Raw genomic sequence first — 24,962 nt, 5'->3', positions numbered from 1 at the left:
AAGATTATAATTTATAAATATTTTGCGAATCTTTGAGAAAGCTGCTTGCCTGCAAACTTTTTTTTAAAAAGTTTGTCAAAAATCCTCTTACAACGTTAGGGTTTGATGAGAATCTTGCCCCCAAACCATATCTGGCGTGATCAACCGGCGCAACGGTTGCAGCTCAGTGGTTGCGGGTCAAAGCTTGCTCCAAGTGAAGAAAATGTGAAAAATAAGGAAATGGCGGGAATTTAGCCCACCATAAATTATTTCGTTATTTCTCTGTGATTTTCAGTTTCGTTATATCGATGGCGCTTTCGGGGCAGATGCCGACACAGCGGCGACAGCTTGTTCCAAGGCATTTCTGGCTGTCGTATTTTGCGATTCTCTGGCCATCTCTTTCTACGATTTCAAGAGCGGATTCGGGGCATTCTTTTACGCACTTTTTGCAGTAGACGCACTTTTCCACCGGGACTTCGAGGATTATGCCTATTTCTTTGAGGATGGCAAGCCCACTTGATCCTATATCTTCTATGTCTTTGCGGACTCGCTTTTCGATGCTTACTTGTTCGAGAGTTTTCGGGAAGGAAGGAAGGCCGTAGAGTTCGAGCATCTGGTCGTACATCTCAAGAGGCATTCCCTGGGTCCAGTAGGAGAGTTCACAGAGGTAGAAATTGTTGAAAATATCGCTGGTTGCCATCATGAGATGGTCGGCAGTAATTTTCTTTGCAATCTCAATTACATCATCCAACCTGGATTTTTCCATCACGAGTTCCCGAGCAAGCGCAAGTGAGGTATTTCCGAACTGGACAATTTTTTTTGCATAACCCGGTGCGACACCTAGACTGCGAGCATCTTCAGCGTCCACATAGGCTCCGGAGGCGCCTGACATATATGCATATTCCAGGTCTTCGTACTTAATTCCGGATTCAACGATCATGGTCATATGGGCAGCCCGGATTGCCCCGATAGCTTTCCCGGCTTCTTCCATATCTTTCTCAGTGATCTCAATTCCAGGGCCCAGAATCAGCTTTCCGTTAGGAAGTTTAGGAGATTTTTCAATCAGCCCGCTTTTCAGTGCAAGGGCAAAAGCCGAGATAACTCCTGTTCCTGTGATCCCGACGACCTCACACCCGTAAGACTCCTTTATCTCCCCCGTAACCGGATCAATAAGGTAAGCATCCTGTTTTTCCATTTCCCTGTCAAGAACCATAATTCTCCAGTACTGTCCTTCAGGTTTTACGTCACAGATTGCGCCCGGGCTCGCGAGCATGCCTGAACTAATTCCCTGCCCTTCAATCGCAGGCCCTGCTGCCGCACTTGCCGTGATAATCTTATCCCCGATTTTAAGAGCCATCTCGGCATTAGTTCCGTAATCCGTGACAAGTGAAGGTTCGGGCTGGGTCAGGAAATCGGTTTCAAGCATCATGGCTAGAGCGTCAGCTCCTATTTCGTGTTTGATTGCAGGGGGCACGATAACTTCACAGTTGGGAAGGTCTTTTTCCCCAAAAAGCTCCGACGCAGGAAACACCCTAGCGTCTCTTTTTATATTCTGGACTCCAAGCATCTTCTGTTTGTTTTCTCCTGCATAGGCCAGATCCCTTATTTCGATATTCTGGAAAAGGGAAAGCTGGATAGGGTTTCCACAGACTGCCAGCCTTTCCACCATGGAAAGGTCAACATCTAACAGCAGGAACATCCTCCTGATGGTTTCGAGAATTACCGCATGAGCCACATCCTCACCTGTCGTGATTGCAAAGTCCAGGTGATCCATGACATTTCCCCCAGGAAGGGGATGACCCATGGTTATAACTGTTTTTAAGGTTTCCTTCGTTTCAAGATCAATAAGCTGGGCTCTAAAACCGCTTGTACCCAGATCAAGTGCTATTCCGTACATTTTTTCAGATCCTCCGGGAGCGTATTATGTTTTGAGGCGTTCGGCAGCGTAGACTGCCCTATACAAGATGGGATATGATGATTTTATTTTAGATATTCCTAATTTGACAATAATGGGAAAAGAATATAATAAGAATAATTTTAAACCTTATGAATTATATAGACTATTACTAATAGCTGGATAGAAAAAAATTAATAACCTAGAATTAAACTACTTTTATCCCTCAAATATGATATATTCGAGCATATCATTTTTTACAAAGATAACATGCTATAAATCCATCAAATTTAACAACCTCAATACAAAACCCAGTATTTTTTAAAAGGCCTTCCATAATCCAATCCAGCGTTGAGAACTCTTCTCTTATGTGGATTTCTGTCTCTTCAGCAAGTTTGTCTCCTGCGGAATTCTTAAGGTCAGTTATAATTTTATTAAAATAACTGTCATAATCCGAAGTCAGTGAAGGGAAAACAACATCACGCAGATAGAATTTTCCGCCTTCCTTCAACATTGCATAGATCCTCCTCAGAGCGATCATTTTCCAATAGTCTGGAAGGTGGTGTAAAGCTAGTTGAGTGACAATAACATCAAAAGGCTCATCGTAGTTCTCATATGTTAAAAACCCGGCGTTATAAAATTCTATATTTGTTTTTTTCTGTCTTTCAGCCTTCATTTTTGCAAAGTCTATCATCTTTTTCGAAATATCGATAGCCACAACTTTTCTGCAGTGCGCTGAAAACTTGAGTGCCAGTTCCCCTGTTCCCGTTCCGATTTCAAGAATTAAATCTGAGTTCTTAATTTTTAAAAGTTCTTGAGTGTTGTTGAATTCACTTTCAATATCTCTCAATTTCTGCATACGTAGATCATAAGCCTGTACTTCTTCTAAATCTGTATAATCTACGCCAATTTGTTTGAATTCATCATAATACCATCGCGGATAATGGCTCATATTGGTTCCTTCCTTTAATATAACCAATCATTTCAGTTCTTTAATATAACCAATCACTTCAGTTCTTTTAAGTATAAATAGAAAAATTTGTTCCTGAGAACATGGAAAGTTTGTCAGTTTATAATTAATGGAAGCGGTCCGTTTCAACCTTTTATAATTTTCAAACAATGATCAAAGCCGCAAATCCTCCCGCTATTTTAAGCTTTTCATCCATAGAGCATGAGTAAAACAAGTTGACTTATTTTGAGGGTATTTTCAGCATATTCCGGCCATTTAATCAACATTGTTTTATAATATGGTTATAATTAAAGGATAAAAATACATATTTATTTATACAATGGATTTTTGAACTTATTTCCGTGTCTATATAACTTAGAGAGGGATTATAGATGACAGAATATACCCCAAAAGAAAGATTATACCGTGCATTAAGGAAACAGCAGGTGGACAGGATGCCAGCTGTCTGTTTCACTCAGACCGGAACTGTTGAACAAATGGAAGCTTGTGGAGCCTACTGGCCAGAAGCCCATGCCGACGCAGAGAAAATGGCAACTCTTGCCGAAGCAGCACACACCGTAGTAGGTTTTGAAGCTGTAAGAGTCCCCTTTGACATCACAGCTGAAGCCGAATTTTTTGGCTGCGGAATAAAGGCAGGCGACCTTAAGCAGCAGCCATCAGTAATCAAACCCAGTGTAAAGAACCTGGAAGATCTGGATAAACTAAGGAATTACAACCTGAAAGAAGGTAGAATTGCAGTAGTCCTTGAAGCCGTCAAGATCCTCTCCGAAAAATACGGAAAAGAGCTCCCGATTATAGGGTCCATGATAGGTCCTTTCTCTCTTGCCCAGCATATTAATGGAGATGCCTGGTTCGGAAACCTTTTCACAGGAGAAGAAGTTGTCCCCGCACTTCTGGATTTCTGTTCGGATTTCAATATAGCTTATGCAAAAGCAATGGTTGAAAATGGTGCAGACACCATAGCCATCATTGACCCGACAGCAAGCTATGAGCTTATTGGTGGAGAGTTCTACGAGAAGTACGCCCTTCCTTACCATAAGAAAATTGCTGACGCAATGAAGGAACTCGATGTGGCTACAGTTCTTCACATTTGCGGAAACACAACCAACGGCCTTGGAATTATGGACAAAGCCGGCGTAAGCGGGATCAGTGTAGACCAGAGAGTAGACATCAAGACCGCAACCGGCAGTGTGAAAAATGCCATCATTGTCGGAAATCTTGACCCTGTTGCCGTACTCTGGAATGGAACTCCTGAAGAGATTGCAGATGCCTCAAAGAAGGTACTTGACGCAGGTGTAGGGTTACTTACCGTTGGTTGCGGGACTGTCAGCATGACCCCAACGGTCAACCTCCAGAAAATGATCGAGTGCGCAAAAAGCCACAAGTACTGAAAAAATTATTGAACATATCCAGATATAGAGATTATATCGGATCTAAGAGTGCGCCATACTGAGAGTGCACAGCATTATAAGAAAGTAAGTCGTCGGTCTTAAAGCCGACCTTACTTTCCAATAACTTTTTTTAAGTTACTTCGATAGGGTTTGTCTTGGTCACCTAATCCTGTATTTTACAAAAAATTATACATTCTGCCTGCCCGCATCCGATATACTATTAAAAGGTTTCGTTCCTTGAGATAAGAATTTTCAAATATCCCTCATTTAAAATTTTCTATAACTATATATAATAAACAAATATAGTATTCTTTTATATAGTATAATTTCAATCTTTATTTTAGGAATTGAGTCTCAGTGTTCAGAACAATTCCAGGCAGTTCCAGCAGGCACACTGTTGGGAAATTTGGGATATGAATTGCTAATTTGACTGGGAAAATAAGTTTGCAGTCTTCAGCAGGAAACTTCCCCGGTAACAATGTAAGGAGAGAAGTTATTCACAAAAAGTCCGAACCTGTTCGGATAAAATGGCAATGAATAACTTCGATTATGAACAATTCGAAAATTCGTAAAGACATTTACATTTCCTCACGCCTAATGGCTGAAATATAAGGCGGCAGGATTTGAACAATAAATGAGAGCCCCATGCAAATGCTATTTTTTAACTAGCGGAGCTTGGGTCTTTGCTCAAGCACAAAGATTTTACGAAAAAAATTGTCTGGAAACATTGTACTGCCCAGCAATACTGTATAGAACTGCGAATTTCAGTGGAGGTTTACAAAAATGGCAAACCAAGAGATGTTTGATAAGTTACGCGACGCGATCGTAAGTCAGAACATTGCAGGCACTGCAGAATTATGTAAGGAAGCACTAGCTGCAGGAATTCCACCTCTTGATATTATTACAAAGGGCCTTTCTGTTGGAATGAAGATTGTAGGTGACAAGTTTGAAGCAGCCGAAATTTTCCTTCCTCAGATTATGATGTCTGGAAAAGCAATGAGCAATGCAATGGAAGTCCTTACCCCTGAACTTGAGAAGAACAAGAAGGAAGGAGAAGAAGCAGGACTTGCAATTACATTCGTTGCAGAAGGAGATATCCACGACATCGGGCACAGACTTGTTAGCACTATGCTCGGAGCAAATGGTTTTAAAATCCTCGACCTTGGAGTTGACGTTCTTAACGAGACCGTCGTTGAAGAAGCTGCAAAGCACAAGGGAGAAAAGATTATTCTTGTTGGCTCTGCACTCATGACCACCTCCATGCTCGGTCAGAAAGACCTTATGGACAGGCTCAGAGAAGAAAACCTCAGGGACGGCGTAAAGTGCATGTTTGGAGGAGCCCCTGTATCCAAGAAATGGGTTGAAGAAATCGGAGCCGACGCAACTGCAGAAAACGCTGCAGAAGCCGCAAAAGTCGCAATTGAAGTAATGCAATAATCCTGGGAGGAAAAAGATAATGACATTTAATAAATCATTTGACTGCTACGAGTTTTATGATAGGGCAAAAGTAGGAGAGAAGTGCACCCAGGATGACTGGGACCTCATGAGGATCCCAATGAAAGCAATGGAGCTCAAGCAGAAATATGGGCTTGACTTCAAGGGAGAGTTTGTCCCGACAGACAAGGATATGATGGAGAAGCTCTTCCACGCAGGCTTTGATATGCTGCTTGAATGCGGTATCTACTGTACCGACACTCACAGGATTGTAAAGTACACTGAAGACGAAATCTGGGATGCACTCAACAACGTGCAGAAGGAATTCGTACTCGGTACTGGTAGGGATGCAGTAAACGTAAGAAAGAGAAATGTCGCTGACAAGAGAAAGCCCATTGTCCAGGGTGGCCCTACAGGTTCTCCGATTTCGGAAGACATGTTTATGCCCGTTCATATGAGTTATGCTCTGGAAAGAGAAGTTGACACAATAGTAGACGGTGTCATGACTTCTGTCCGCGGAAAAGCTCCTATCCCCGGCAGCCCTTATGAAGTCCTTGCTGCAAAAACAGAAACCCGTCTGATTAAACAGGCAGCTGCAATGGCAGGCCGCCCAGGCATGGGCATATAGGGCCCAGAGACTTCCCTGTCCGCTCAAGGAAATATCTCCTCTGACTGCTATGGCGGCCAGATCTCCTCAGACAGCCACGAAGTCTCCCAGCTCAACGAGCTCAAGATCGACCTTGATGCAATCGCCGTTATTGCCCACTACAAAGGAAACAGCGACATTATCATGGACGAACAGATGCCAATCTTCGGCGGATATGCAGGTGGCATTGAAGAAACCACAATTGTCGACATTGCAACCCACATCAACGCCGTTGTCATGAGCAGTGCAAGCTGGCACCTTGATGGTCCTGTGCACATCCGCTGGGGTTCAACCAACACCAGGGAAACCCTGACGATTGCAGGATGGGCATGTGCAACAATTTCCGAATTTACAGACATACTGTCAGGTAACCAGTACTACCCATGTGCAGGCCCATGCACTGAGATGTGTCTCCTTGAGGCATCAGCCCAGTCCATTACCGACACAGCCTCAGGCAGAGAAATCCTCTCAGGTGTCGCAGCCGCAAAGGGTGTAGTGACCGACAAGACTACCGGTATGGAAGCTAGAATGATGGGAGAAGTCGCAAGGGCAGCTGCAGGCGTGGAAATCTCTGAAGTAAACACAATTCTGGACAAGCTTGTAGCCCTCTATGAGAAGAATTACGCAAGTGCCCCAGCAGGAAAGACTTTCCAGGAATGCTACGACGTAAAGACCATAACCCCAACTGACGAATACGTTCAGGTCTACGACGGCGCAAGAAAGAAGCTCGAAGAGCTCGGACTCGTATTCTAATCCGAAAGCTTAGAGCCTGAAGTTTATATTGAAGGAATCGGAAAGCCAGCGATAAATTCGCTGGCTATTTTTTTTTAAACACTCAGGCGAAACAATTATAAATATATGTTGCAAATCGTATGGATTTTTTTAGAATATAACTAAAAAAATATAATAATTAAGTATAAAAAATAGAGGGTATATTAAAATGGATATGTGGACCTTAATAAACGGACTCATATATCTCCTGGCTTTCGGATTGATGGGCTGGGTCTTACTGGATGCCAGTAAGGTTTCAAAAAGAAGGGGCTGATATAGCATGTCTGAACATGAGTCTGCCAGCTTAGTGAAAACTCTGCGGCCTTTCCATGTATGGGCTCTCGGAGTCGGCATCGTGCTGGTAGGAGAATATATGGGCTGGAACTTCACCGTTGCGAAAGGAGGAATTCTCGGATCTTTGCTTGCAATGCTGGTTGCAGGAACAATGTATGTCATAATTGCTCTCTGTGCCAGTGAACTCGGGTCAGCAACCAAACTTGCAGGAGGGCCCTATGACTGGGCAAGATTGTTTGTCGGGCCCGGAGCGGCTGCCAGTGTAGGGCTTGCAGTTTATATGGAATATATAGCCCTTGAAGCGGCAGATGCTATTGTTGTCGCGTGCATCGCACAGAGTATCTTCCCGAAGCTGCAGGTTTTTCCTGTGACTTTGCTTGTTATCGCCCTTCTGACTTTCATAAACTACCGTGGCGTTGTTGCGGCTTTAACTCTGAACTTTGTCCTGACCATGATAGCTTTCATTGCGATATTGGCCTTCTTCTTCTCAACTGCCTTTGGATTAGTGGATATTCACCCTGAGTACCTTTTCCAGGGCGCTCTACCAAACGGCATGATAGGCCTCTTTGCAGCCTTACAGTTCGGGCCATGGTTCTACCTTGGTATAGAAGGAGCAGCAATGTGCGCAGAAGAGTGTAAACATCCATCAAGGGCAGTGCCTCTTGGACAGCAAGCCGGGATGATTACCCTGCTTATAGGAGCGGCAATGACCCTCTATATGTGTTCAGTGTTGATTCCTACAGACCTGCTCGGAGTTTCCGTGTATCCGCTTTTTGAGGCTGCACAGAATAGTGGCATATTTATCTTTGTTGCCGCTTTGGGGCTCGGAACATTCCTTACCTGTGTTGCCAGTGCAAACGGCTGCGTCTGTGATTCCTCACGCTCCTGGTTTGCTCTTTCCAGAGACAACTATGTATCTTCCTGGTTCTCAGCAGTGCACCCGAGGTATAATACCCCGTACAGAGCAGTAATCTTCACGATGCCTGTTGCAATTGGTTTTGCGTTCAGCGGCTTCCTTGATCAGGTAATTACCTTCTCAATTGTTTCGGGGCTGCTCTGCTACGTGCTGATTCCCTTCTCCCTGATCCGCTTCAGGAACCTCTTCCCGCAGACCACAAGCAAAGTCAGGCCTTTTGTGGGCCCTCTTCAGCCATATATTGCTTATTTTGCAATCGCAATTGCAATTACAATTCTTTCAACGCTGTTCTGGGGATACAAGTATAACCTGATCTTCGCTTTTGTGTTCTACGGCATTGCGTACTTCTATTTCAGCCACAAGCACAAGAAATCAAATATTGAAAACAACTGGGCTGAAATGGGCTGGCCCTTACCCAGGGGTTCGGAAAATGGAAAGATAGGAAAGGAGGCGATAGGCATTGGAGATGAATGACCAGGCAATGGAAAGCAAATATCACAGCAAGCTTACCGGAGATACAGCTCTCGTTATAGTCATGCTTGCTTTGCTTGTATGTGTGGAAGGATTTACAGCATACAGGATTCTCTCAGAGACGTGGGAGATTGCTTCCGGTTTCTTCTACCTCTATATAATCTTTATTGGACTGATTGTTTCTATAGAGACTATTGGATGCCTGAAGGTGAGAGAGTCTATTAAAAACCACATGTTCGAGTTCAAGTACTACGATTAAGGAGACTAAAGACATGGCAGAAAAAAATATCATTACAGAAGTTTTTGACATCGTATTTATCTTCGTGCTTGCCTTCGCCTGTGTGGTTATTCCTACAGTGCTCCAGGGAGCAGTACTTGTCTCCTGGGAAGAAGGAGGATCAGGGATAGGTTTTGTCTGGGATCCTGTTGGTTTCTTCAGCCTCTTGCTGGTGATAGTTGCTTTCTTTGCTGTAATTCTCTATCATTCAGTAAAGCACTATAAATACTAAAAAAGAAAGAGTAATTAATCGAGTAGTGCCTGCCTGAAGGGAAAGTTCGGGCAGGCAATTTTTAAAATTCAGGCAGGATATTATCTTCTTCAAGCATGTGTAGGATTCTATTCTGCCATATGAACATAATCTCCCTGAAAAGAGGGAGTTATTCAGGGAGTAATGGAGGGATTTATTTGTGGATTTTTTGTGGATTTTTTGAGAAGGCCAGATCTGGCTTCTGCTCAAGGAAGTCCAGGCTCTGAACCATCTTCAGGAAGTACAGCACATCTTTGTGGATGTCCTGAAATCCAGGTCCGTACTTCCCGTAAAAAGTATAATGGAGCCCCTTAACTCCTGAGAAGCCTTAGCTTATGGCCCATCTGCAATAAAAGATTATTGCTAATAGTATTTATATTTTTCTACGTTAATTTTAGCCAAAGGACTCTAGTATAAATAGTTTTGTATTTTGATAGTTTTCTAGATAGAAGTATATATATAAGATGCTTTGAAAACGGATGAAGAGAAGTAAAATAGAGACATGCTTAAGATCTGTGAAAATTAAGAAAAAGTAAAGACACCAGGGATCGATAAAAATTAAGAGAAGGTAGAGAGCAGTCTTTCGAGCTGAATTCTTTCATTGGCTGCATCCTTAAGACATACATCAGCTTCGGAAATTTTTACAACAAGACGAGCAATTTCTGTGTCCGATTCTCCTGAATCTACGAGAGCTTCGGAAAGTCTTTCAAGAATTTCAGTTCCTGACAAGCCTTTTTCGATGATCATCTCATCGATAAGCTGCCGCCCTTTGGAAAAATCTCCCTCAAGAGCCGCAGAAAGCAAATTATTAATATTTTCATCCCTGCCCAAAGTAGTAGCTTCATATACCATCTCTTCGGTAAGGATCGATCCGCGTGCAAGCAAAGAAACAAGCTGTAGAGTCTGTACCGCCTTTGCAACGTTTCCTCTTGCAGAATAAAGGATCGCATCCAATGCGCCTTCCGAAAACTGCAACTTTTCGGCACAGCCGATTTTCTCAAGATGAGTTTTCAGAACAGCGTCCGGAACATATGCAAAAAAAATTTGAAGGCCCCTTGAGCGAAGTGGAGAAATAAGTTTAGAAGGTTTGGTAGTGGAAAGAATAAACCTGCATGTTGAACTGTACTTTTCCATAATTCGCCTGAGAGCGTGCTGTGCGTCCGAATTTAGGGACTCAGCATTGTCGATATAAATTAACTTGTAATCGGCATCAAGCGAAGCCATTCCAGCATACTCATTGATAATTTCCTTGAAAATATCGATCACGCTTTTATAGATCTTCTTTGGGTCATCTGTGCCCAGAAAACGCACAAAACGCTTATCTCGGACAAGATAACGCTTCCCCTGGTCAAAAAAATCCGAAGCGTTGAAATATGTAAAATTGTTTTTCCAAGTACTTCCATAAAGCTGCCTGGCAAGAGCGAGAGCCGCTGTTGTTTTTCCGGAATTTTCAGGCCCATATAAAATAAGGTGGGGCAGGGTCCCTGACTGCGACAATTCGGAAAGCGTGGTTACTGCCTGTTCGTTTCCAAGTATTTCCTTCAGGGTACCTGCCCTGTATTTCAAAGTCCAGAGATCCTGCACACATTCACCTTGTTTTTAGTTTTTAAATATCAATTTTGGGCCGTTATCTTTCCTTAAATATTTACTCGGTTATGCTTGCGTTTCCATTTTCATCTACATGAAGGAGTTCCTTGATTACTACACCATAAACCGGCCTTGCAAAAATCACACCTATGAAGACACCAATAATGGTAGTAATTGCAAACCCCTTCAAAGAGCCAAAGCCCATTACGACCAGAGGAGACAAAGCAATTATGTTTGTGGAAGCTGCCCCTAAAATGATTCCAAAAGCCTTTGTTATCCTGGACTTGAAGACCCTTGTTGGAGGTAGTTTGCCTTCGTAAAGCACTTCATCCGTAATAATTACAAGGTGGTCAATTCCAGTACCAATGGATGCGATAATACCTGCAATTGATGCCAGATCAAGTTGCCAGCCTATAACTGCTGCAACTCCAAGGATCATTATAACTTCACTAAAGGAAGTACCGACCATGGGTATCAGGATTTCAGGCCTCTTGTACTTGAAGTAAACAACGGCCGCAACTGCAACCAGGGAAATCAAACCTGTAATCAGAGCTGCAGTTTTGAACTGCTCCCCGAGTCCTGCGTCCACATGTCCTGAACCTACAAGCTTTACATTGACAGGAAGAGCCCCTGCTCGAAGGTGAACCTGAAGTGCTGTAGCTTCGGTTTTAGCAGCTTCATCAGGACCTGTGGAAGCTTCCCAGGAATATATAGGACCTTCTCTCAGTTTTTCAGCTGCAGAGTAACTTAAAGGAGCTCCATATATTTCAACTTCGTCAAGATACATTATCAGGTAATGGGAATCCGGATTGTCAATTGCCCCAGTTTCGAGTGCAACTTTCTGGAGTTGTCGGGCTCCCTCCTCATTCAGGGTAAAAGAAGTATGCCACTGTCCATCATGGAAGCTTGGAATTCCCACGCTTTGAATTGAATCACCATAAAGGACGTGTTGGGTTTCATTTCCGGTAGTCTGAATTCTGATCTCAAACTTTCCAGGCTTTTCAGCTATTTCCTTGGCAGTTGCCAGATCAATGCCTGCAAAATCAATAAGGATATAATCCTCTCCTACAGTCCTTACAGGAATATCTTTAAGGCCAAGAGAGTTCAGCTTGTCGCTGAGGATTTCTTTTGTCAGGTCCCTAGTCTCAGTGCTGACCCCTTCTTTGAAAGCTAAAGTCCCATCTTCGTTCTTGTGAATCGAGGCTCCAACCTTTTCCAGTAAAGTCTCAAGCTGTTGTTCAGTAACTGCAGTCCTGATTTCGTAGGTAATTCCATTCTCAGTACTCATAGAAACTACTTCAGCATCAAAAGCTTTTGATAGGTAAGTCTGTATGAGGTACTCTTTACTGGTATCAGAGATAGTTACCTGAGTGTTGCCTTCACTTAGCTTGTCCACGCTTACCGTACCGAGAGACTCAAGCTGGGAGGCACTAACAGCCGCAGATGTTGTAAAGGTGACAGATTTCTCTGCAGAGCCGCCGACGTCAAGGCTATTTTTTGTGATTTCAATAGGGGCCCCAATTATAGGCTCGACAATTCCGCTGACTAGCTTTCCTGAATTGGCATCAATCTGGGCAAGTGCACCCTCAAGTTTTATCTGGAGCCAGGACCCGCCTTCCAGGTCAAGCCCAAAGTTAAGGTTAGTAGTCACACCTTCTCCGGGTGTATAACTTGGGTGAATAGCCACAATGGAGCCAAGAAGGAGTAAAAGGAAGATAATTACTCTTGGATTCTTAAACAGGCTTTTTATATAGCTCATCTGTTATACCTCCCTCTGAATTCGGGTTTCATTACATACCATCGTAGAATTCCCGTATTCAGGAGCCAGGTATTCATCATGTCTGCAAAAAGTCCCGCAATAAGCACGATTGAGATCTGCGAAAGCAGAGTAATCTGTGTGAATGAGGGAATGACCAGATATGAGAAAGTCGAAACTAGGTACATGACAGCGAGAGCTGCAAGGGTAGTGGTGGTCATGGTAATACCTGTATGCATAGCCCGGGAAACTTTCTCATCTACGGTTCCACGGCGCTTAATTACCCTATTTGTGAGCAGAATGTCACTGTCTACAGAATAACCGATAAGCATAAGCAGGGCGGCAAGTGTTCCCAAGGAAAGTTCAATCCCTGCAACTCTCATGAAAGCGACTGCAATTACAATGTCTGAAAAGGCAGAAAGTATCACTGCAAGGGAAGGTATAAGGGTCCGAAAGATCAGGAATACTACAATGGACATCCCTATAAAGGAAATACAAATGGCCTGAATAGCCTGTATCTGCAAATTCTTTCCATAAGTGGGCCCAATATGCTGAATCTGAACATTGGAATAGTGGCCCGTGACATCTGTTTCAAGCTGCTGCTGCTGATCATTGTCCATGACTCCAAATTGCATGATAACCCTACTTCCTGCCTGCCGGATATCGGTGAGAGGGTAGGAAGAATACATTTTTTCAAGCACAGCAGGAGAATCAGCTGTTTCTATCGAAATCTGAGTACCGCCCTGGAAATCCATTCCCAGGATTACCGGTGACCCGCTGTTTACAAAGGAAACTAGCAGTATTAATAAAGAAACTGCGAGTATTGCAAGGGGTACCACCAGCAACTGGCGATTATCGTGATTTTTCACGAAGTTATCTAAAATATCGGCCAAACTTGTTGCCATAATTAATACTCCGGATGTATGCATCTATTATTATATTGAACTATCCGAACACTATTCACATCCAGAAATATAGAATCCGGATGTAAAATCCAGAACACGAGATTTATAATCAGATATATAAACAGATTTCTTTGAGAATCTTGAACTTATTCTGGCTACTCGGGTTCAGGTAAGGGGGATAACTTTCTGGATGCCTCAATAATATAGATAGGTTAATATTATAAATAAGTTAATTTGTTTTAATTCTGTAATTTTACAGACTACATTTATTCTCACAGATTATATTAATTCTTTCTCGAAAAAACTTTTTTCTATACACCGTTAATTCATTCCACTTAAAATTAACTCTTAAAAATGGTAGAATCTTAATGTCACAACTCTAATATACCACTTACTGTTCATTAAAAACAATGATAAAAAGACCTTCCCTTGACGAATATTTTCTCGAAATCGCCTTTGTAGTAGGCAAACGGGCTACCTGCCTCCGAAAGAACGTGGGGGCTGTGATCGTCCGGGACAAACGCATTCTTGCAACCGGATATAATGGAGCACCCAGCGGCATGGATCACTGCCTTGAAATCGGGTGTATTAGGGATATGGAAAAAATCCCTTCAGGCACAAGACAGGAAAAGTGCAGGGCAGTACATGCAGAACAGAATGCAATTATCCAGGCTGCAATCCATGGGGTAAGCATAGCAGGAGCAACTATTTATTGTACACATCAGCCCTGCATCCTTTGCACAAAAATGATTATCAACTCGAACATCAAAAGAGTAGTATATGCAACTTTCTATCCTGATAACGATTCACTTAAGTTTTTCAGGGATGCGGGTGTAGAAGTGGAACATATACCTTTTGAGTTGAAAAGTGAGACTTCAAGCGGGGACTGAATCTGCAAAAGTTAAAATCATCCTCCGCTAACTCTTGCATAAGAGCATTTTCATAAAAGAATTAAAATAACTAATTACCCAAGATTTCTTGTATAAAAGAAATATAAAAACGTGTTCTGAAGGTATTTTATTCAAAAATCTGAAGAAATACAGAGTCTGACGTGACTGGATTATATCCGCGCAAAAGTTTGTCAGGTACCTGAATAGGTTACGTAAACTGATGGAAAAGCGATAGAGGTGGAATAGTGTCTGAAGAATTAAAAGCTAGAACATTAAGAATAGACTCTTTGATTGAATACCAGGAAGGAGCCGTTGTAAGCAGAGAAATTATCCGTAAGGATACAGGGACCGTAACTATATTTGCCTTCGATAGAGGCGAGGGACTGAGCGAGCATACTGCCCCTTTTGACGCCATGGTCCAAGTAATAGACGGAAAGGCAGAAATCACTATTTCCGGAAATAAAAATATTCTGGAGAAGGGGGACATGATCATAATGCCTGCCAGCGAACCCCACTCACTCCGTGCCCTGGAAAGGTTCAAAATGGTTCTAACAATGATCCGTTCTTAACACTATTGGGTTCATATTAAGTTGAAGCAAATTGTTTTTCAGCCGGGCAAAATTGGAACTAGAAGCCGAACCATCCAAGCACTCTCTTTAATTCAATTCTTTTTTTGAAGGCAGCGGAGTCCTTTTTTGATAATATCCAGCTCTTCAGAACGATACATTTCCCTTATAGAAGTATTTTCATTATAATAATAATCAAGCCCTCGAATTACGACTACAGGAGTTCCGCCTGCACCTTCACCCATTAGAAGATTTGCAGTGCCTGCAAGCTCATCAGCAATTGCTTCCTCTGTAATCTCAAGGACTTTTCCGAAGAGATCTTTTTCTCCAATCCAGTGCTTGACAGGCTTTATCTTGTAAATTCCTATAGCAGCACCGGTCTGCCCTATTTTGAAAGCTCTCCCGTTTGTATCCGTGACAATGACACTTAACTTTTTCCCGCTCAACTTTTCGAGTTCTTCCCCAAGCCTTGCAGCACTGGCATCTGGATTCTTCGGAGGGTAGAGCAGAAATCCGTCTTCAATATTTGACTCATCAACTCCTGCATTTACGCAGGTATGTCCTGCTAGAGTTGTCACAAGCATAAATGGCTTTTCAACAAGGACCTCCCTGCTCCTGGAAAGTACAGACTGAATAAACCTCGCATCTTTTCCGCTCCGAGTTGCGATCTCAAGTGCTACTTTTCCTGGAGTAATATCCTCTAGCCTGAAGATCTCCCCTTCAGCTTTAGCAACAACGGTCGAGGCAACGATAACAATGTCTCTGTCCTGAAATTCTATATTCTCATAGATGATCGAGGGCAGATTGTCCCCATTATGTATAAGGGGAATATTCTCAACGGCTATGGCTTCAAATTTCAAGTATTTTCCTCAAAGTCTTTGAAACTAATAAATAAGAATAACTGCATTTGTTCAGTTAGGTATAGGAAATAATAGGACTGATCTATTAAACAAATAATTTACAGCAGTAAAGGCAGTAACCATAAATAAGACCACCGATATACTGGATCTTGCGGCGATGATGAGAGTTACCCCAACTGAGCAAAAGATGATGAGAACAATTTCCTGATGCCGCGCTTTTCACCTATTTATTAAGATACCTTATTTTTCAGTTTATTTTGTTTTTAGTTTGCATTATTTACTTTATTTAAATTTATAGTTGCTTAACTTACTATTTCTAGATCTATTTATCTTTTCAATCTATAGATCCTTAAATTAACTTATTTCCTAAAGAGATTTTATTTTCGAACTAACTCTATTTTCGGTATTTTTATTCACCGATAACACCTGTTTTCTCTTGAAGATTAAAGAGTTTTTATCTGCTTGCAAACCGAAATTGAATAGAGGTGTTAAATACGAGCCAGTATGATCTGAATGGAATTATAGAAAAAATAAAAGATAGAAGCCCTTTTGAGTTAAAGGACAACGAACGAAGCAGAATCTGGAGTTTAAGGGTTATCATAAGCAAGCTATATTACTCCCTGGACTATGAGAACGAACCTCAAGCCACCAGGCAAAGAGTGACTCAGCTTCTTCTTTATCACGGACAGTTTAGCAAAGAAGAAATTGACGAGATCTTTCAATTGTCAGCAAAAGAAACTACTGAATATTCAATGGAGTTTTTGAAACAGCACCCTGAAATTGCACAGGCTGAAGCCCTGAAAAATAAAGAATTTCCTGAGGAAATAGAAGGAGAAAAAGAAGAGAGAATTAAAGAAATAAAATATATTTTTCCACGTTACTGCTGAGTTTCTGCGATGCTTTCAACAAAACATGAAAGGAATAAAAAGGCAATATAAAAGTAGATAGTCAATCAACAAGTTGATAAATAGAGGAATTAGAGAAGAAATTTTCATATACTATTTGTATGAAAAATGTGAAGTTGACGAGATCTTTATGACATTACCCTCCATGAAAAAAATAATATTATTTTACGAATAGATATTAATATTAAAGTCAAATTAATCCTCAGAAAGAGCTATAGAGCTGTATAAATTATTTAATTAATGGAAGATAATTTTATATCTAGTAACCGCTAATTTTTGTATTCCCGTTTAAGGGCAATAAATATTGAAAAATGATATCTCAAATATATTCAGATAACAAGATAATATGAGAAATTATGGAAGGTATTGGAGATACAAAAAGAGAAGCTCTTTTCAATTACGAGGAGAATGAGAACACTAGATATTCCCAGGCAGCTCATGTAACGAAAGTTGGGATGGTAGTCAACGTTTTGCTAACAAGTTTTAAATTTGTGGCCGGAATTGTAGGAAATAGCTCGGCAATGGTTGCTGATGCAGCTCATTCTCTATCTGACTTCATGACTGACATTGCAGTAATAGCGGGTTTAAGGATTTCCAAGAAACCCAGGGACAAAACTCACAACTACGGACATGGAAAAATCGAGACACTAGCTGCGGCATTTATCGGGCTTGTCCTTGCTGCAGTGGCGTTTGGGATTTTTTGGGGTGGACTTCAGAAGGTTTTAGCGTTTTCCCGGGGAGAAGCGCTGCCAGCTCCAAGTTCGATTGCGCTTATTGCGGCAATTCTGTCAATTGTGTCAAAAGAATGGCTCTACCGTTATACCATGATATACGCCGGGAAACTTAAGAGTGATGCGGTAACTGCAAATGCTTGGCACCACCGTTCGGATGCCTTCTCTTCCATAGGAACCATGATAGGAATAGGAGGCGCCATACTTCTTGGAGGCAAGTGGGTAGTGCTCGATCCAATAGCCGCAGTAATATTAAGTTTCTTTATCTTTAAAGTGGCATTCGATATCTCTTACAAAAACCTGAATGAACTGGTGGAAGCTTCACTCGATTCGGAAACTTACAGAAATATTGAACGAGTCCTGATTACTACTGAAGGTGTTTTAGGCTTCCATGAGCTAAAAACCCGAAAAATAGGGAATGCCATGGCTGCAGATGTCCATATTGAGGTTAATCGGGACTTGAATATTGTGGATGCACATGAAATCTCAACGCAGATCGAAAATAGACTAAAAGAAATTTGCGGCAGTAATGGCCATTTTTCTATTCATGTGGAGCCGTGTTCTGATTCCAAGTATTATAATAAGAACTCCCGTGGTAAGTAACATAAATGAAATGATTTCCAAATACAAGACTCAAAAATTGAAGTTTTGAATTGGAATAAACTCAGAAATTAACAGAAAAAGATGAAAAAAGAAAAGACTGCGATTTTTTCCCGCAGTCTGATATGTTTTCAGAGTTATCTTTCCGGTCCAGAAAGATTACTCAATAGATATTTTCTTTGTCGGCTCTTCCAATTGCATTTTCGGCAGCGTAATTGTCAGGACACCATTCTCCATTTTTGCAGTGCTTCCCTCTTCCTTAACGCTGGTAGGCAGGCGAACTGCCCTGTAAAATTGAGTATATGCCCTCTCCCGGCGCAGATATCCTTCCTCTTCGGTCTCTTTTTCCTTCCCGGTCTTTGCACTGATCTCAAGCATGTCTTCTTTAAGGTTAATTTGAACATCCTCTTTATTAATCCCAGGCAAGTCGGTAGTGACAACAAGCTTGTCTTCCTCTTCCTTAATATCAATGGCAGGAGTGTAAACTTTTCCGCCTCCCCATTCTTCCATTGGCATAAAGTCTTCAAACAGCTGGTTAAGGCGTTCCTGCGTCCTTCTGATCTCTTCAAAAGGGTCCCAGCGTGCAGGGCCTGAAAATGATCTTCTCATAGGCCATCTCATATTAATTACCCCCTAAATTAAAAATAACACAGCTATGTGCTATTCTAAATATATTGAGAAAGGATATATACATTTTCTTGGGCAATTTCACAAAAACGTAATACAAAAAGAACCTGAACGATAAAAGAAAAAGTTTCCGAAAATCCAGAGCAATAGATTTTCGTGGAAATTAAAAAGATGAAAAACAAATAGGTCCTCGAATTGAAAACTAGAGAAGGCAGTTACTTGGCCTTCAAAAGTATTCCTATAATATCTGAAGCTTTTACAAGGCCCAGAGAACCTTTTTTAGCCGACTCTTCATCAAAAGTCTCTGCTCCGTCAGAATCCGTTTTGTCAGTCCTGTAGACTGCGAAGGGAATAGGATCTGGAGTGTGGGTTTTTAAGGAAATTGGAGTTGGATGATCAGGTAACACGAGAATCGTAAAGGGCTCATCTGAAGCCTCGGCATGTTTAAGAATAGGAGCTACAATTCGACTATCGAAATCTTCTACAGCTTTTAACTTTTTATCAATACTCCCCTCATGTCCGGCTTCGTCCGGGGCTTCCACATGGACAAAAACAAGATCCCTCGTTTTCAATACCTCGATTGCAGCACTGGCTTTTCCTTCATAATTGGTATCCAGATAACCGGTTGCTCCTGGAACTTCAATTACGTCTAGGCCTGCATAAACTCCAATGCCTTTCAGAAGGTCGACTGCCGAAATAACTGCTCCGGTTTTGTTGTACAATTCCCTAAAAGGCGTAAACTTTGGAGCATGTCCCTGGCCCCAGACCCAAATTGAGTTTGCAGGATTCTTACCTTCCTCAATCCTTTTCAGATTAACTGGATGCAGTTCAAGAACGATCATAGATTTTTTGATCATGTCAGAAAAGAAATCTCCGTCTTTTCCTCCGGGCAGATATTCCTCAAATTTTTTCCCGGTAATATCATGCGGGGGAGTGCATTCCGTTTCAGCTCCTAGATTGTTTCTGGCAACCAGGAGGTGCCTGTAGCTGATACCTGGATAAAAGCTTAGTTCTTCTGTACTGAGTTCAGTATCAAGGGTTTCGATGAGAATCCTAGCTTCTTCACTGGTGATATGCCCTGAGCTATAATCTTTTATTCTTCCGTGCTCGATAGTTATAAGACTGCATCTGAAAGCCACATCATCGGGTGCAAGAGCCACACCCATACTGGCAGCCTCCAAAGGAGCCCGACCAGAGTAATAGACTGACGGATCGTACCCGAGAATGGACATATTTGCGACATCACTCCCAGCAGGAAGCCCATCAGGTATAGTTTTTGCAAGTCCCATTTTTCCTTGGGCTGCGATATAATCCATAGCAGGGGTTTGGGCTGCCTGGAGAATGGTTTTTCCACCCAGCTTTTCTATTGGGTAATCAGCCATTCCGTCTCCTATAAGTACAGCGTATTTCATTGCTTCACCTGTCTTCAACTAACTTAGTCTTTCATCTCGGGAATTAAATATATTATTTTCTACCAGTTACTGAGATTTATTGGGAATTTGCCAGCAGTTTTTTCTTCCTATCTGGAGATTTTAGTTTCTAAACCCATTTTACACAAACATTATAATATATTACCCATATCCTATACAGAACAGGTTCTCAGCATAAAATATATTAGTGGCAAAAGAGCCGATATATAGCTTTCTCTACAAAAAACCATCTTATTGAGAAGAAACCTGCAAACCTGCAGGAATCCCGGAATTATTTATTCCAATCCGAAAAATTAGTGAGGGTAACTAAATTAATCAACAGTTTAAGTAAACGGTGTGAAAATAATCAGTTAATGATAAAACGTGATCCGATCATGAAAATTGTAATGAAATTTGGAGGAACTTCCGTTGGGGACGGAAAAAAAATCCGTCATGTTGCCCAACTTCTGAAGAGGTATCATGAAGAAGGCAACCAGATCGTGGTAGTAACCTCGGCACTCGGTGGAGTAACCGATGGGCTTCTGGAAAATGCACTATTTGCCTCAACAAAAGGCAAAGTCACCCTTGTGAAGGAGTTTAAAACAGAAATAACAAACAAACACCATGAAGCCGTGAAGGATGCCATTGATGACCCCACAGTAGCAAAAGAAGTTATCCAGACTCTTGACCTTCGAATTGATGAGCTCGAAAAAGCGTTGATTGGAATCTGTTATCTTGGTGAGCTTACTCCAAGGTCAATTGATTACATTTGTTCTTACGGAGAACGCCTGGCTGCTCCGATTGTGTCAGGAGCTATCCGTTCTCTTGGAATAGCATCGACCGAATTCACAGGTGGAGAAGCAGGGATTATAACATCATCGGATTACGGAAATGCTAGGCCTCTAGAACAAACTTACGAACTTGTAAAAAAGAGGCTTGGGTGCAGACTCGAGTCACAGATTGCTGTAGTCACTGGATTTATAGGAGAAAATGAGGATGGGATTATTACCACTCTTGGAAGGAGCGGGTCTGACTTCTCAGCTTCTATCCTGGGTGCAGCTTTGAAAGTTGATGAGATCTGGCTCTGGAAAGAAGTAAGCGGGATCATGACTACTGATCCGAGAATCGTGCCAGAGGCAAAGACTATCCCGCAGATTTCTTATGCCGAAGCCATGGAACTCTCTTACTTCGGAGCAAACGTGCTGCATCCACGGACGATTGAGCCTGCCATGCGTGAACACATTCCTGTACGTGTTAAAAATACTTTTGAACCTGAGTTTCCTGGCACACTTGTAGTTTCGGAAAAGTTCCAGTGCAAACATGTTGTAAAAGCCGTAAGTCTGATTAAAAATGTGGCTCTTATCAATATTGAAGGTGCAGAGATGGTGGGAGCAGTCGGGACTGTAGCAAGGCTCTTTACGGCGCTTGCAAAAGCAGGCGTTAATGTTGTTATGATCAGCCAGGGCTCTTCCGAATCCAATATCTCTTTTGTAATCAGTGAGGCACACATCGAGCCCGCTTTAAAAGCTCTCCATGAAGAATTTAATCGGGAAATCGTAAGGGAAATCACTTCAGACAGAAATGTCTGCGTAGTTGCAGTCGTGGGTGCAGGTATGGCAGGGACTCCAGGCGTGGCAAAAAGAGTCTTCGGAGCGCTTGGGAACTCAATGATTAATATTATTATGATCAGCCAGGGCTCTTCTCAGTACAACATCTCTTTCGTAGTGCGGGAAGATGATGCATTTGCCGCAGTCAAGACTCTACATGATGAATTTGAATTATACAACGGAAACGGAATTAAAAAACCGCTATAATGCAGGCAGGGAGGGGCAAAAAATGAGCGAAAAACACTTAACGTATGCAGATTCAGGCGTAGATATTAAAAAGGAAGAAAAAACCGTCAAAACCCTTATTGAAAAACTCAGTTACGTTCGAAAAGGTATAGGAGCTCCCCTTACAGGAATAGGGCATTATGCAGGGCTTCTGGACTTCGGAGAATATGCCCTTGCCCTGACAACGGATGGGGTAGGTTCAAAAGTTCTTATTGCAAACGAAATGCAGCGGTGGAACACAGTAGGCATAGACTGTATCGCAATGAATGTAAATGACCTTCTGGCCATAGGGGCCGAACCCGTAGCCTTTGTAGATTATCTTGCCCTGGAAAAGCACGAAGAAGGTTTTGCTGCTCAGATAGGAGAAGGGCTGGTAAAAGGTGCGGAAATTTCCAGGATGTCAATTGTCGGTGGAGAAACCGCAACCCTACCTGAAATAATTAAAGGTTTTGACCTTGCAGGTACATGCCTTGGAATCGTCAGGAAAGATCAGATTGTCGAGGGAGAGAAAGTAAAGGTAGGCGATGTGATTGTAGGTGTCCCGAGCACAGGCGTCCACAGCAACGGCTATACCCTTGTAAGGAAAATCATTGAAGAATCAGGATATTCTTACCATGATCTCTGCCCCTATGACAGTTCAAAAACAATCGGAGACGAGCTCCTGACTCCAACAAGAATTTATATTGAGATTCTTGATGTGCTGAAGGCATGTGAAGTCCATGGGCTTGCCCACATAACAGGTAGCGGACTTTTGAAACTAAGAAGAGTGACAAAACTCGGCTTTGATTTCTACGATCCCCTAGAGCCTCAGGAAATCTTCAAATTCCTCCAGAAAGAAGGGGGAGTCGAAGATCTTGAAATGTACAGAACCTTCAATATGGGCATGGGCTTTCTTATCATCTTGCCGGAAAAAGATGCTGCAAAAGCTGCAGAAATTACCGGCGGAAAAATCGTAGGGAAAATTGTAGAGAGCGGGATCAAGATCAAAGACTTGGTAATAGAGTGAAAATGTACAGGATTCTGTAAAAGATCGATTAGAGTGAAAATGTACAGGATTCTGTAAAAGATCGATTTTGAAAATCAATTTAGAGGGAGAGTAAATTTTTCTTCCTCTATGTTGAAATCTATTCTCCTCGATGTTGAAATCTTCTGTTTCCTCAGTACTCCTCGATGTTGAAATCTTCTGTTTCCTCAGTATTGAGGCACTTTTCCTAGGTTTAAGGTATTCTCTTATTAGTATTAAGACCTTTTTTCCTCGGTGCTGAGATTTGCTCCTTAATCTTGCCATTCCAGCTTTTTAGATTTTATTTTTTCCACATATCCCCATAGCTGGTCAGAGGTGACCTGGAACTTTCAGTAGATTTACTTTTCTTCACTGTAGTTGTTGCCTTTTCTTTTCCTGTCTCCCTGAGCCGATTGATCTCTTTTATGCTATCCTCATTGTCTATGCTCAGGACAAAGCTTCCGTGGCAGGGCTTTGTATAGGGGAAGACCAGAGCATTTCCCTTTGCGCCAACTGCAATGGGAGGTATTCCTATTATATAATAATCTTTGAAAATTTTGTAGCCAGGAGATACGTAGTAAACCTCGTCCGAGTTTTTCTCAATATATTCTCTGGCTTCTTTGAAGCTTATCCTTTGCAGGTGGATTGTGTACTTCATTTGCTCAATACAGCTCATTTGACGATCTCCTCCATCACCTTGTCCAGTTTGTTCTTGAGACGAGTGGGATTGTGGGCATCCTGTGCAACTATCTTTTCACAATCGAATTCTATTGATTCGGCCAGTGCCTCGGCATTCCTGCCAAAGACTATGGAATACATCCTGGCCTGAGAAATGGAGCTCATAGTCGTTGCATAAGTCATTCCGGCATCGTTATGCATAAAGGCAAAGCACATGTCGAAATCCGTTCTTTTTTCAATGACATCTACTATAGTTTTGTCGAGATCTACCAGCTTTTTTACATAATAGCCGTCGAAATCGGAGACTTTCAAGAGCTTGCTTGCGGCAGCTGTCCCGGCAACGGTTACATCAAATCCCAGTTTGGTCAGCTTATGGGAAAGATATAATGCAATGCTGGTTTGAATCGGAATCTCTGGACATCCCATCATAAGGAGCACTTTTGCGCCGGTCATAATATTTCATCTCTGAGGTATTTTATATTTAGAAATGGAGTATAGGTTAATTATAAAATTCAATTTTTGCAATTAAGATTTCTGCGAAGATCTTTGAAACCAGAAAAACATTTGAATTGAGAATATTGAATTCAGCGTATGTTCTATGCGGCCAAGTTTCAATTTTCTAAGTCCAATTTAACCATTCTTATTTTATCAATAATCTATATATTAAATTGTTGACACCAGAATTAAAACTATTTGACCTTGAAGTTGAACCTTCATCGAAGTTAAACTTTTATTCAGTTCATGTGTTCCAGACAAAAGAAACAATAAGAGTACAGAAATATTGGAAATAAAGTTAAAAAGAATTCTAGAGAGTCTTTTGTTGTTTTTTCAGAATGAAATGCCTAATATATCATTCCTTTATATTTTAATGTATAAATTTAATTAGTAGTCGATTAAGAAGTAACGATTACAAGGGTACTTTGGAGCTGATAAAAGAAAAAGCATAAAAGGTACGAAAATGGCGTGCTTACGAGAATACAGGTATGAGATTCTCCTGAAAAACATAACTCTCAAGGAGTGCGAGGACTGCATAAAGAGGTGTTCTGAGGAAGTATACTTAGTACCTGGGGGGTATAAAGTAAAAGGTATCATCTTGCTTGGTATAACTGCTCCTGTAGGTTTTTCAGGAGACGATATTGTATTCCAGTTTACAAAACCCTGTTTCGGTTTCTTTGTAATCAAACTGAAAAACGAAGTAGAAGAAATAAAGAAACTAAGGGACCAGTATAAAAAGGACAAAAATGTAAAAAAGATTAAATGAAGGGTAATAGAAAATTGTACCTGTAGCTGCTTATTTTTCCTTAAAATTTTTTTATGCTT

General features: G+C 41.6%; 23 protein-coding genes and 1 pseudogene. 14 read left to right on the top strand and 10 right to left on the bottom strand.

The annotated features are described in order from the left end of the window. Positions 1 to 253: 253 nt before the first annotated feature. Together BP549_RS01825 and BP549_RS01820 are read right to left on the bottom strand one after the other, a co-directional pair. Complete coding sequence (locus BP549_RS01825) at positions 254 to 1,876, bottom strand: methylamine methyltransferase corrinoid protein reductive activase (protein WP_292377629.1); 1,623 nt, start codon at positions 1,874 to 1,876, stop codon at positions 254 to 256. 247 nt (positions 1,877 to 2,123) lie between these two features. Further along, a complete protein-coding gene (locus tag BP549_RS01820; RefSeq protein WP_292377628.1) occupies positions 2,124 to 2,852 on the bottom strand; it encodes a methyltransferase domain-containing protein in 729 nt (242 codons plus the stop codon). A 362-nt stretch (positions 2,853 to 3,214) separates the two neighbouring features. Between BP549_RS01820 and mtbA the strand changes: the two genes are divergently transcribed. The 7 genes and pseudogenes from mtbA to BP549_RS01785 all read left to right on the top strand — a co-directional run bounded on the left by mtbA (position 3,215) and on the right by BP549_RS01785 (position 9,608). Further along, positions 3,215 to 4,234, top strand: a complete 1,020-nt coding sequence (gene mtbA / locus BP549_RS01815; protein WP_292377626.1) for a methylcobamide:CoM methyltransferase MtbA — start codon at positions 3,215 to 3,217, stop codon at positions 4,232 to 4,234. A 783-nt stretch (positions 4,235 to 5,017) separates the two neighbouring features. After that, on the top strand, positions 5,018 to 5,671 hold the full coding sequence (locus BP549_RS01810; RefSeq protein WP_292377624.1) for a methyltransferase cognate corrinoid protein: 654 nt from the start codon (positions 5,018 to 5,020) through the stop codon (positions 5,669 to 5,671). Between the two features lie 19 nt (positions 5,672 to 5,690). After that, positions 5,691 to 7,067 (top strand): annotated as a pseudogene (locus BP549_RS01805) (monomethylamine:corrinoid methyltransferase). A gap of 298 nt (positions 7,068 to 7,365) precedes the next feature. Further along, positions 7,366 to 8,769, top strand: a complete 1,404-nt coding sequence (locus BP549_RS01800) for an APC family permease (RefSeq protein WP_292377623.1) — start codon at positions 7,366 to 7,368, stop codon at positions 8,767 to 8,769. Beyond that, on the top strand, positions 8,762 to 9,025 hold the full coding sequence (locus BP549_RS01795) for a monomethylamine permease (RefSeq protein WP_292377784.1): 264 nt from the start codon (positions 8,762 to 8,764) through the stop codon (positions 9,023 to 9,025). The genes BP549_RS01800 and BP549_RS01795 overlap by 8 nt, the downstream gene beginning before the upstream one ends. 13 nt (positions 9,026 to 9,038) lie before the next feature. Further along, positions 9,039 to 9,275 (top strand): AcrB/AcrD/AcrF family protein, encoded by a 237-nt coding sequence (locus BP549_RS01790; RefSeq protein WP_292377621.1) that lies wholly within the window; start codon positions 9,039 to 9,041, stop codon positions 9,273 to 9,275. Between the two features lie 162 nt (positions 9,276 to 9,437). Beyond that, on the top strand, positions 9,438 to 9,608 hold the full coding sequence (locus BP549_RS01785; protein WP_292376908.1) for a hypothetical protein: 171 nt from the start codon (positions 9,438 to 9,440) through the stop codon (positions 9,606 to 9,608). Between the two features lie 243 nt (positions 9,609 to 9,851). On the opposite strand, the gene BP549_RS01780 is transcribed toward BP549_RS01785, so the two are convergent. The 3 genes from BP549_RS01780 to BP549_RS01770 form a co-directional block, all read right to left on the bottom strand. Then, the gene (locus BP549_RS01780) at positions 9,852 to 10,877 is read right to left on the bottom strand and encodes an AAA family ATPase (protein ID WP_292377619.1); all 1,026 of its coding nucleotides are present in this window, start codon (positions 10,875 to 10,877) and stop codon (positions 9,852 to 9,854) included. 61 nt (positions 10,878 to 10,938) lie between these two features. After that, entirely contained in the window at positions 10,939 to 12,639 is a 1,701-nt protein-coding gene (locus BP549_RS01775) for a preprotein translocase subunit SecD (RefSeq protein WP_292377618.1), read from the bottom strand. Continuing rightward, positions 12,636 to 13,541, bottom strand: a complete 906-nt coding sequence (locus BP549_RS01770) for a protein translocase subunit SecF (protein WP_292377617.1) — start codon at positions 13,539 to 13,541, stop codon at positions 12,636 to 12,638. The genes BP549_RS01775 and BP549_RS01770 overlap by 4 nt, the downstream gene beginning before the upstream one ends. A 410-nt stretch (positions 13,542 to 13,951) precedes the next feature. Between BP549_RS01770 and BP549_RS01765 the strand changes: the two genes are divergently transcribed. Together BP549_RS01765 and BP549_RS01760 are read left to right on the top strand one after the other, a co-directional pair. After that, positions 13,952 to 14,431, top strand: coding sequence for a deoxycytidylate deaminase (locus tag BP549_RS01765; RefSeq protein ID WP_292377615.1), 480 nt, complete (start codon positions 13,952 to 13,954; stop codon positions 14,429 to 14,431). Between the two features lie 245 nt (positions 14,432 to 14,676). Beyond that, complete coding sequence (locus BP549_RS01760) at positions 14,677 to 15,000, top strand: cupin domain-containing protein (protein WP_292377613.1); 324 nt, start codon at positions 14,677 to 14,679, stop codon at positions 14,998 to 15,000. A gap of 92 nt (positions 15,001 to 15,092) precedes the next feature. Here the strand turns inward: BP549_RS01760 and BP549_RS01755 are convergent, their stop codons facing one another. Then, positions 15,093 to 15,857, bottom strand: coding sequence for a coenzyme F420-0:L-glutamate ligase (locus tag BP549_RS01755; protein WP_292377611.1), 765 nt, complete (start codon positions 15,855 to 15,857; stop codon positions 15,093 to 15,095). Between the two features lie 485 nt (positions 15,858 to 16,342). Between BP549_RS01755 and BP549_RS01750 the strand changes: the two genes are divergently transcribed. Together BP549_RS01750 and BP549_RS01745 are read left to right on the top strand one after the other, a co-directional pair. After that, a complete protein-coding gene (locus BP549_RS01750) occupies positions 16,343 to 16,744 on the top strand; it encodes a hypothetical protein (RefSeq protein WP_292377610.1) in 402 nt (133 codons plus the stop codon). 374 nt (positions 16,745 to 17,118) lie between these two features. Beyond that, positions 17,119 to 18,096, top strand: coding sequence for a cation diffusion facilitator family transporter (locus BP549_RS01745; protein ID WP_292376916.1), 978 nt, complete (start codon positions 17,119 to 17,121; stop codon positions 18,094 to 18,096). Between the two features lie 156 nt (positions 18,097 to 18,252). Here the strand turns inward: BP549_RS01745 and BP549_RS01740 are convergent, their stop codons facing one another. Both BP549_RS01740 and BP549_RS01735 read right to left on the bottom strand, forming a co-directional pair. Then, complete coding sequence (locus BP549_RS01740; RefSeq protein ID WP_292376917.1) at positions 18,253 to 18,714, bottom strand: Hsp20/alpha crystallin family protein; 462 nt, start codon at positions 18,712 to 18,714, stop codon at positions 18,253 to 18,255. Positions 18,715 to 18,935: 221 nt separating this feature from the next. Then, positions 18,936 to 20,132: a cofactor-independent phosphoglycerate mutase gene (locus BP549_RS01735; RefSeq protein ID WP_292376918.1), complete on the bottom strand. Its 1,197-nt coding sequence runs from the start codon at positions 20,130 to 20,132 to the stop codon at positions 18,936 to 18,938. 392 nt (positions 20,133 to 20,524) lie between these two features. Here BP549_RS01735 and BP549_RS01730 point away from each other — a divergent pair, with 392 nt between their 5' ends. Further along, on the top strand, positions 20,525 to 21,943 hold the full coding sequence (locus BP549_RS01730; RefSeq protein ID WP_292376919.1) for an aspartate kinase: 1,419 nt from the start codon (positions 20,525 to 20,527) through the stop codon (positions 21,941 to 21,943). Between the two features lie 22 nt (positions 21,944 to 21,965). After that, the gene (purM, locus tag BP549_RS01725; protein WP_292376920.1) at positions 21,966 to 22,967 is read left to right on the top strand and encodes a phosphoribosylformylglycinamidine cyclo-ligase; all 1,002 of its coding nucleotides are present in this window, start codon (positions 21,966 to 21,968) and stop codon (positions 22,965 to 22,967) included. 298 nt (positions 22,968 to 23,265) lie between these two features. Here the strand turns inward: purM and BP549_RS01720 are convergent, their stop codons facing one another. Next, positions 23,266 to 23,640, bottom strand: a complete 375-nt coding sequence (locus tag BP549_RS01720) for a DUF1894 domain-containing protein (RefSeq protein ID WP_292377608.1) — start codon at positions 23,638 to 23,640, stop codon at positions 23,266 to 23,268. After that, entirely contained in the window at positions 23,637 to 24,095 is a 459-nt protein-coding gene (locus BP549_RS01715) for a DUF1890 domain-containing protein (RefSeq protein WP_292377607.1), read from the bottom strand. The genes BP549_RS01720 and BP549_RS01715 overlap by 4 nt, the downstream gene beginning before the upstream one ends. A gap of 505 nt (positions 24,096 to 24,600) precedes the next feature. Between BP549_RS01715 and BP549_RS01710 the strand changes: the two genes are divergently transcribed. Next, positions 24,601 to 24,903, top strand: coding sequence for a DUF1894 domain-containing protein (locus tag BP549_RS01710; RefSeq protein ID WP_292376923.1), 303 nt, complete (start codon positions 24,601 to 24,603; stop codon positions 24,901 to 24,903). Positions 24,904 to 24,962: the final 59 nt, after the last annotated feature.

This window comes from Methanosarcina sp. UBA289, from assembly GCA_002496565.1.
Taxonomy (GTDB): Archaea; Halobacteriota; Methanosarcinia; order Methanosarcinales; family Methanosarcinaceae; genus Methanosarcina.
This window is presented reverse-complemented; position numbering and strand designations above follow the sequence as displayed.

Coding starts and splice junctions, on each gene's coding strand:
- BP549_RS01825 (WP_292377629.1), bottom strand. CDS start 1,876: ATGTACGGAATAGCACTTGATCTGGGTACAAGCGGTTTTAGAGCCCAG.
- mtbA (WP_292377626.1), top strand. CDS start 3,215: ATGACAGAATATACCCCAAAAGAAAGATTATACCGTGCATTAAGGAAA.
- BP549_RS01810 (WP_292377624.1), top strand. CDS start 5,018: ATGGCAAACCAAGAGATGTTTGATAAGTTACGCGACGCGATCGTAAGT.
- BP549_RS01800 (WP_292377623.1), top strand. CDS start 7,366: ATGTCTGAACATGAGTCTGCCAGCTTAGTGAAAACTCTGCGGCCTTTC.
- BP549_RS01795 (WP_292377784.1), top strand. CDS start 8,762: ATGAATGACCAGGCAATGGAAAGCAAATATCACAGCAAGCTTACCGGA.
- BP549_RS01790 (WP_292377621.1), top strand. CDS start 9,039: ATGGCAGAAAAAAATATCATTACAGAAGTTTTTGACATCGTATTTATC.
- BP549_RS01785 (WP_292376908.1), top strand. CDS start 9,438: ATGGAGGGATTTATTTGTGGATTTTTTGTGGATTTTTTGAGAAGGCCA.
- BP549_RS01775 (WP_292377618.1), bottom strand. CDS start 12,639: ATGAGCTATATAAAAAGCCTGTTTAAGAATCCAAGAGTAATTATCTTC.
- BP549_RS01770 (WP_292377617.1), bottom strand. CDS start 13,541: ATGGCAACAAGTTTGGCCGATATTTTAGATAACTTCGTGAAAAATCAC.
- BP549_RS01765 (WP_292377615.1), top strand. CDS start 13,952: ATGATAAAAAGACCTTCCCTTGACGAATATTTTCTCGAAATCGCCTTT.
- BP549_RS01745 (WP_292376916.1), top strand. CDS start 17,119: ATGGAAGGTATTGGAGATACAAAAAGAGAAGCTCTTTTCAATTACGAG.
- BP549_RS01740 (WP_292376917.1), bottom strand. CDS start 18,714: ATGAGATGGCCTATGAGAAGATCATTTTCAGGCCCTGCACGCTGGGAC.
- BP549_RS01735 (WP_292376918.1), bottom strand. CDS start 20,132: ATGAAATACGCTGTACTTATAGGAGACGGAATGGCTGATTACCCAATA.
- BP549_RS01730 (WP_292376919.1), top strand. CDS start 20,525: ATGAAAATTGTAATGAAATTTGGAGGAACTTCCGTTGGGGACGGAAAA.
- purM (WP_292376920.1), top strand. CDS start 21,966: ATGAGCGAAAAACACTTAACGTATGCAGATTCAGGCGTAGATATTAAA.
- BP549_RS01720 (WP_292377608.1), bottom strand. CDS start 23,640: ATGAGCTGTATTGAGCAAATGAAGTACACAATCCACCTGCAAAGGATA.
- BP549_RS01715 (WP_292377607.1), bottom strand. CDS start 24,095: ATGACCGGCGCAAAAGTGCTCCTTATGATGGGATGTCCAGAGATTCCG.
- BP549_RS01710 (WP_292376923.1), top strand. CDS start 24,601: ATGGCGTGCTTACGAGAATACAGGTATGAGATTCTCCTGAAAAACATA.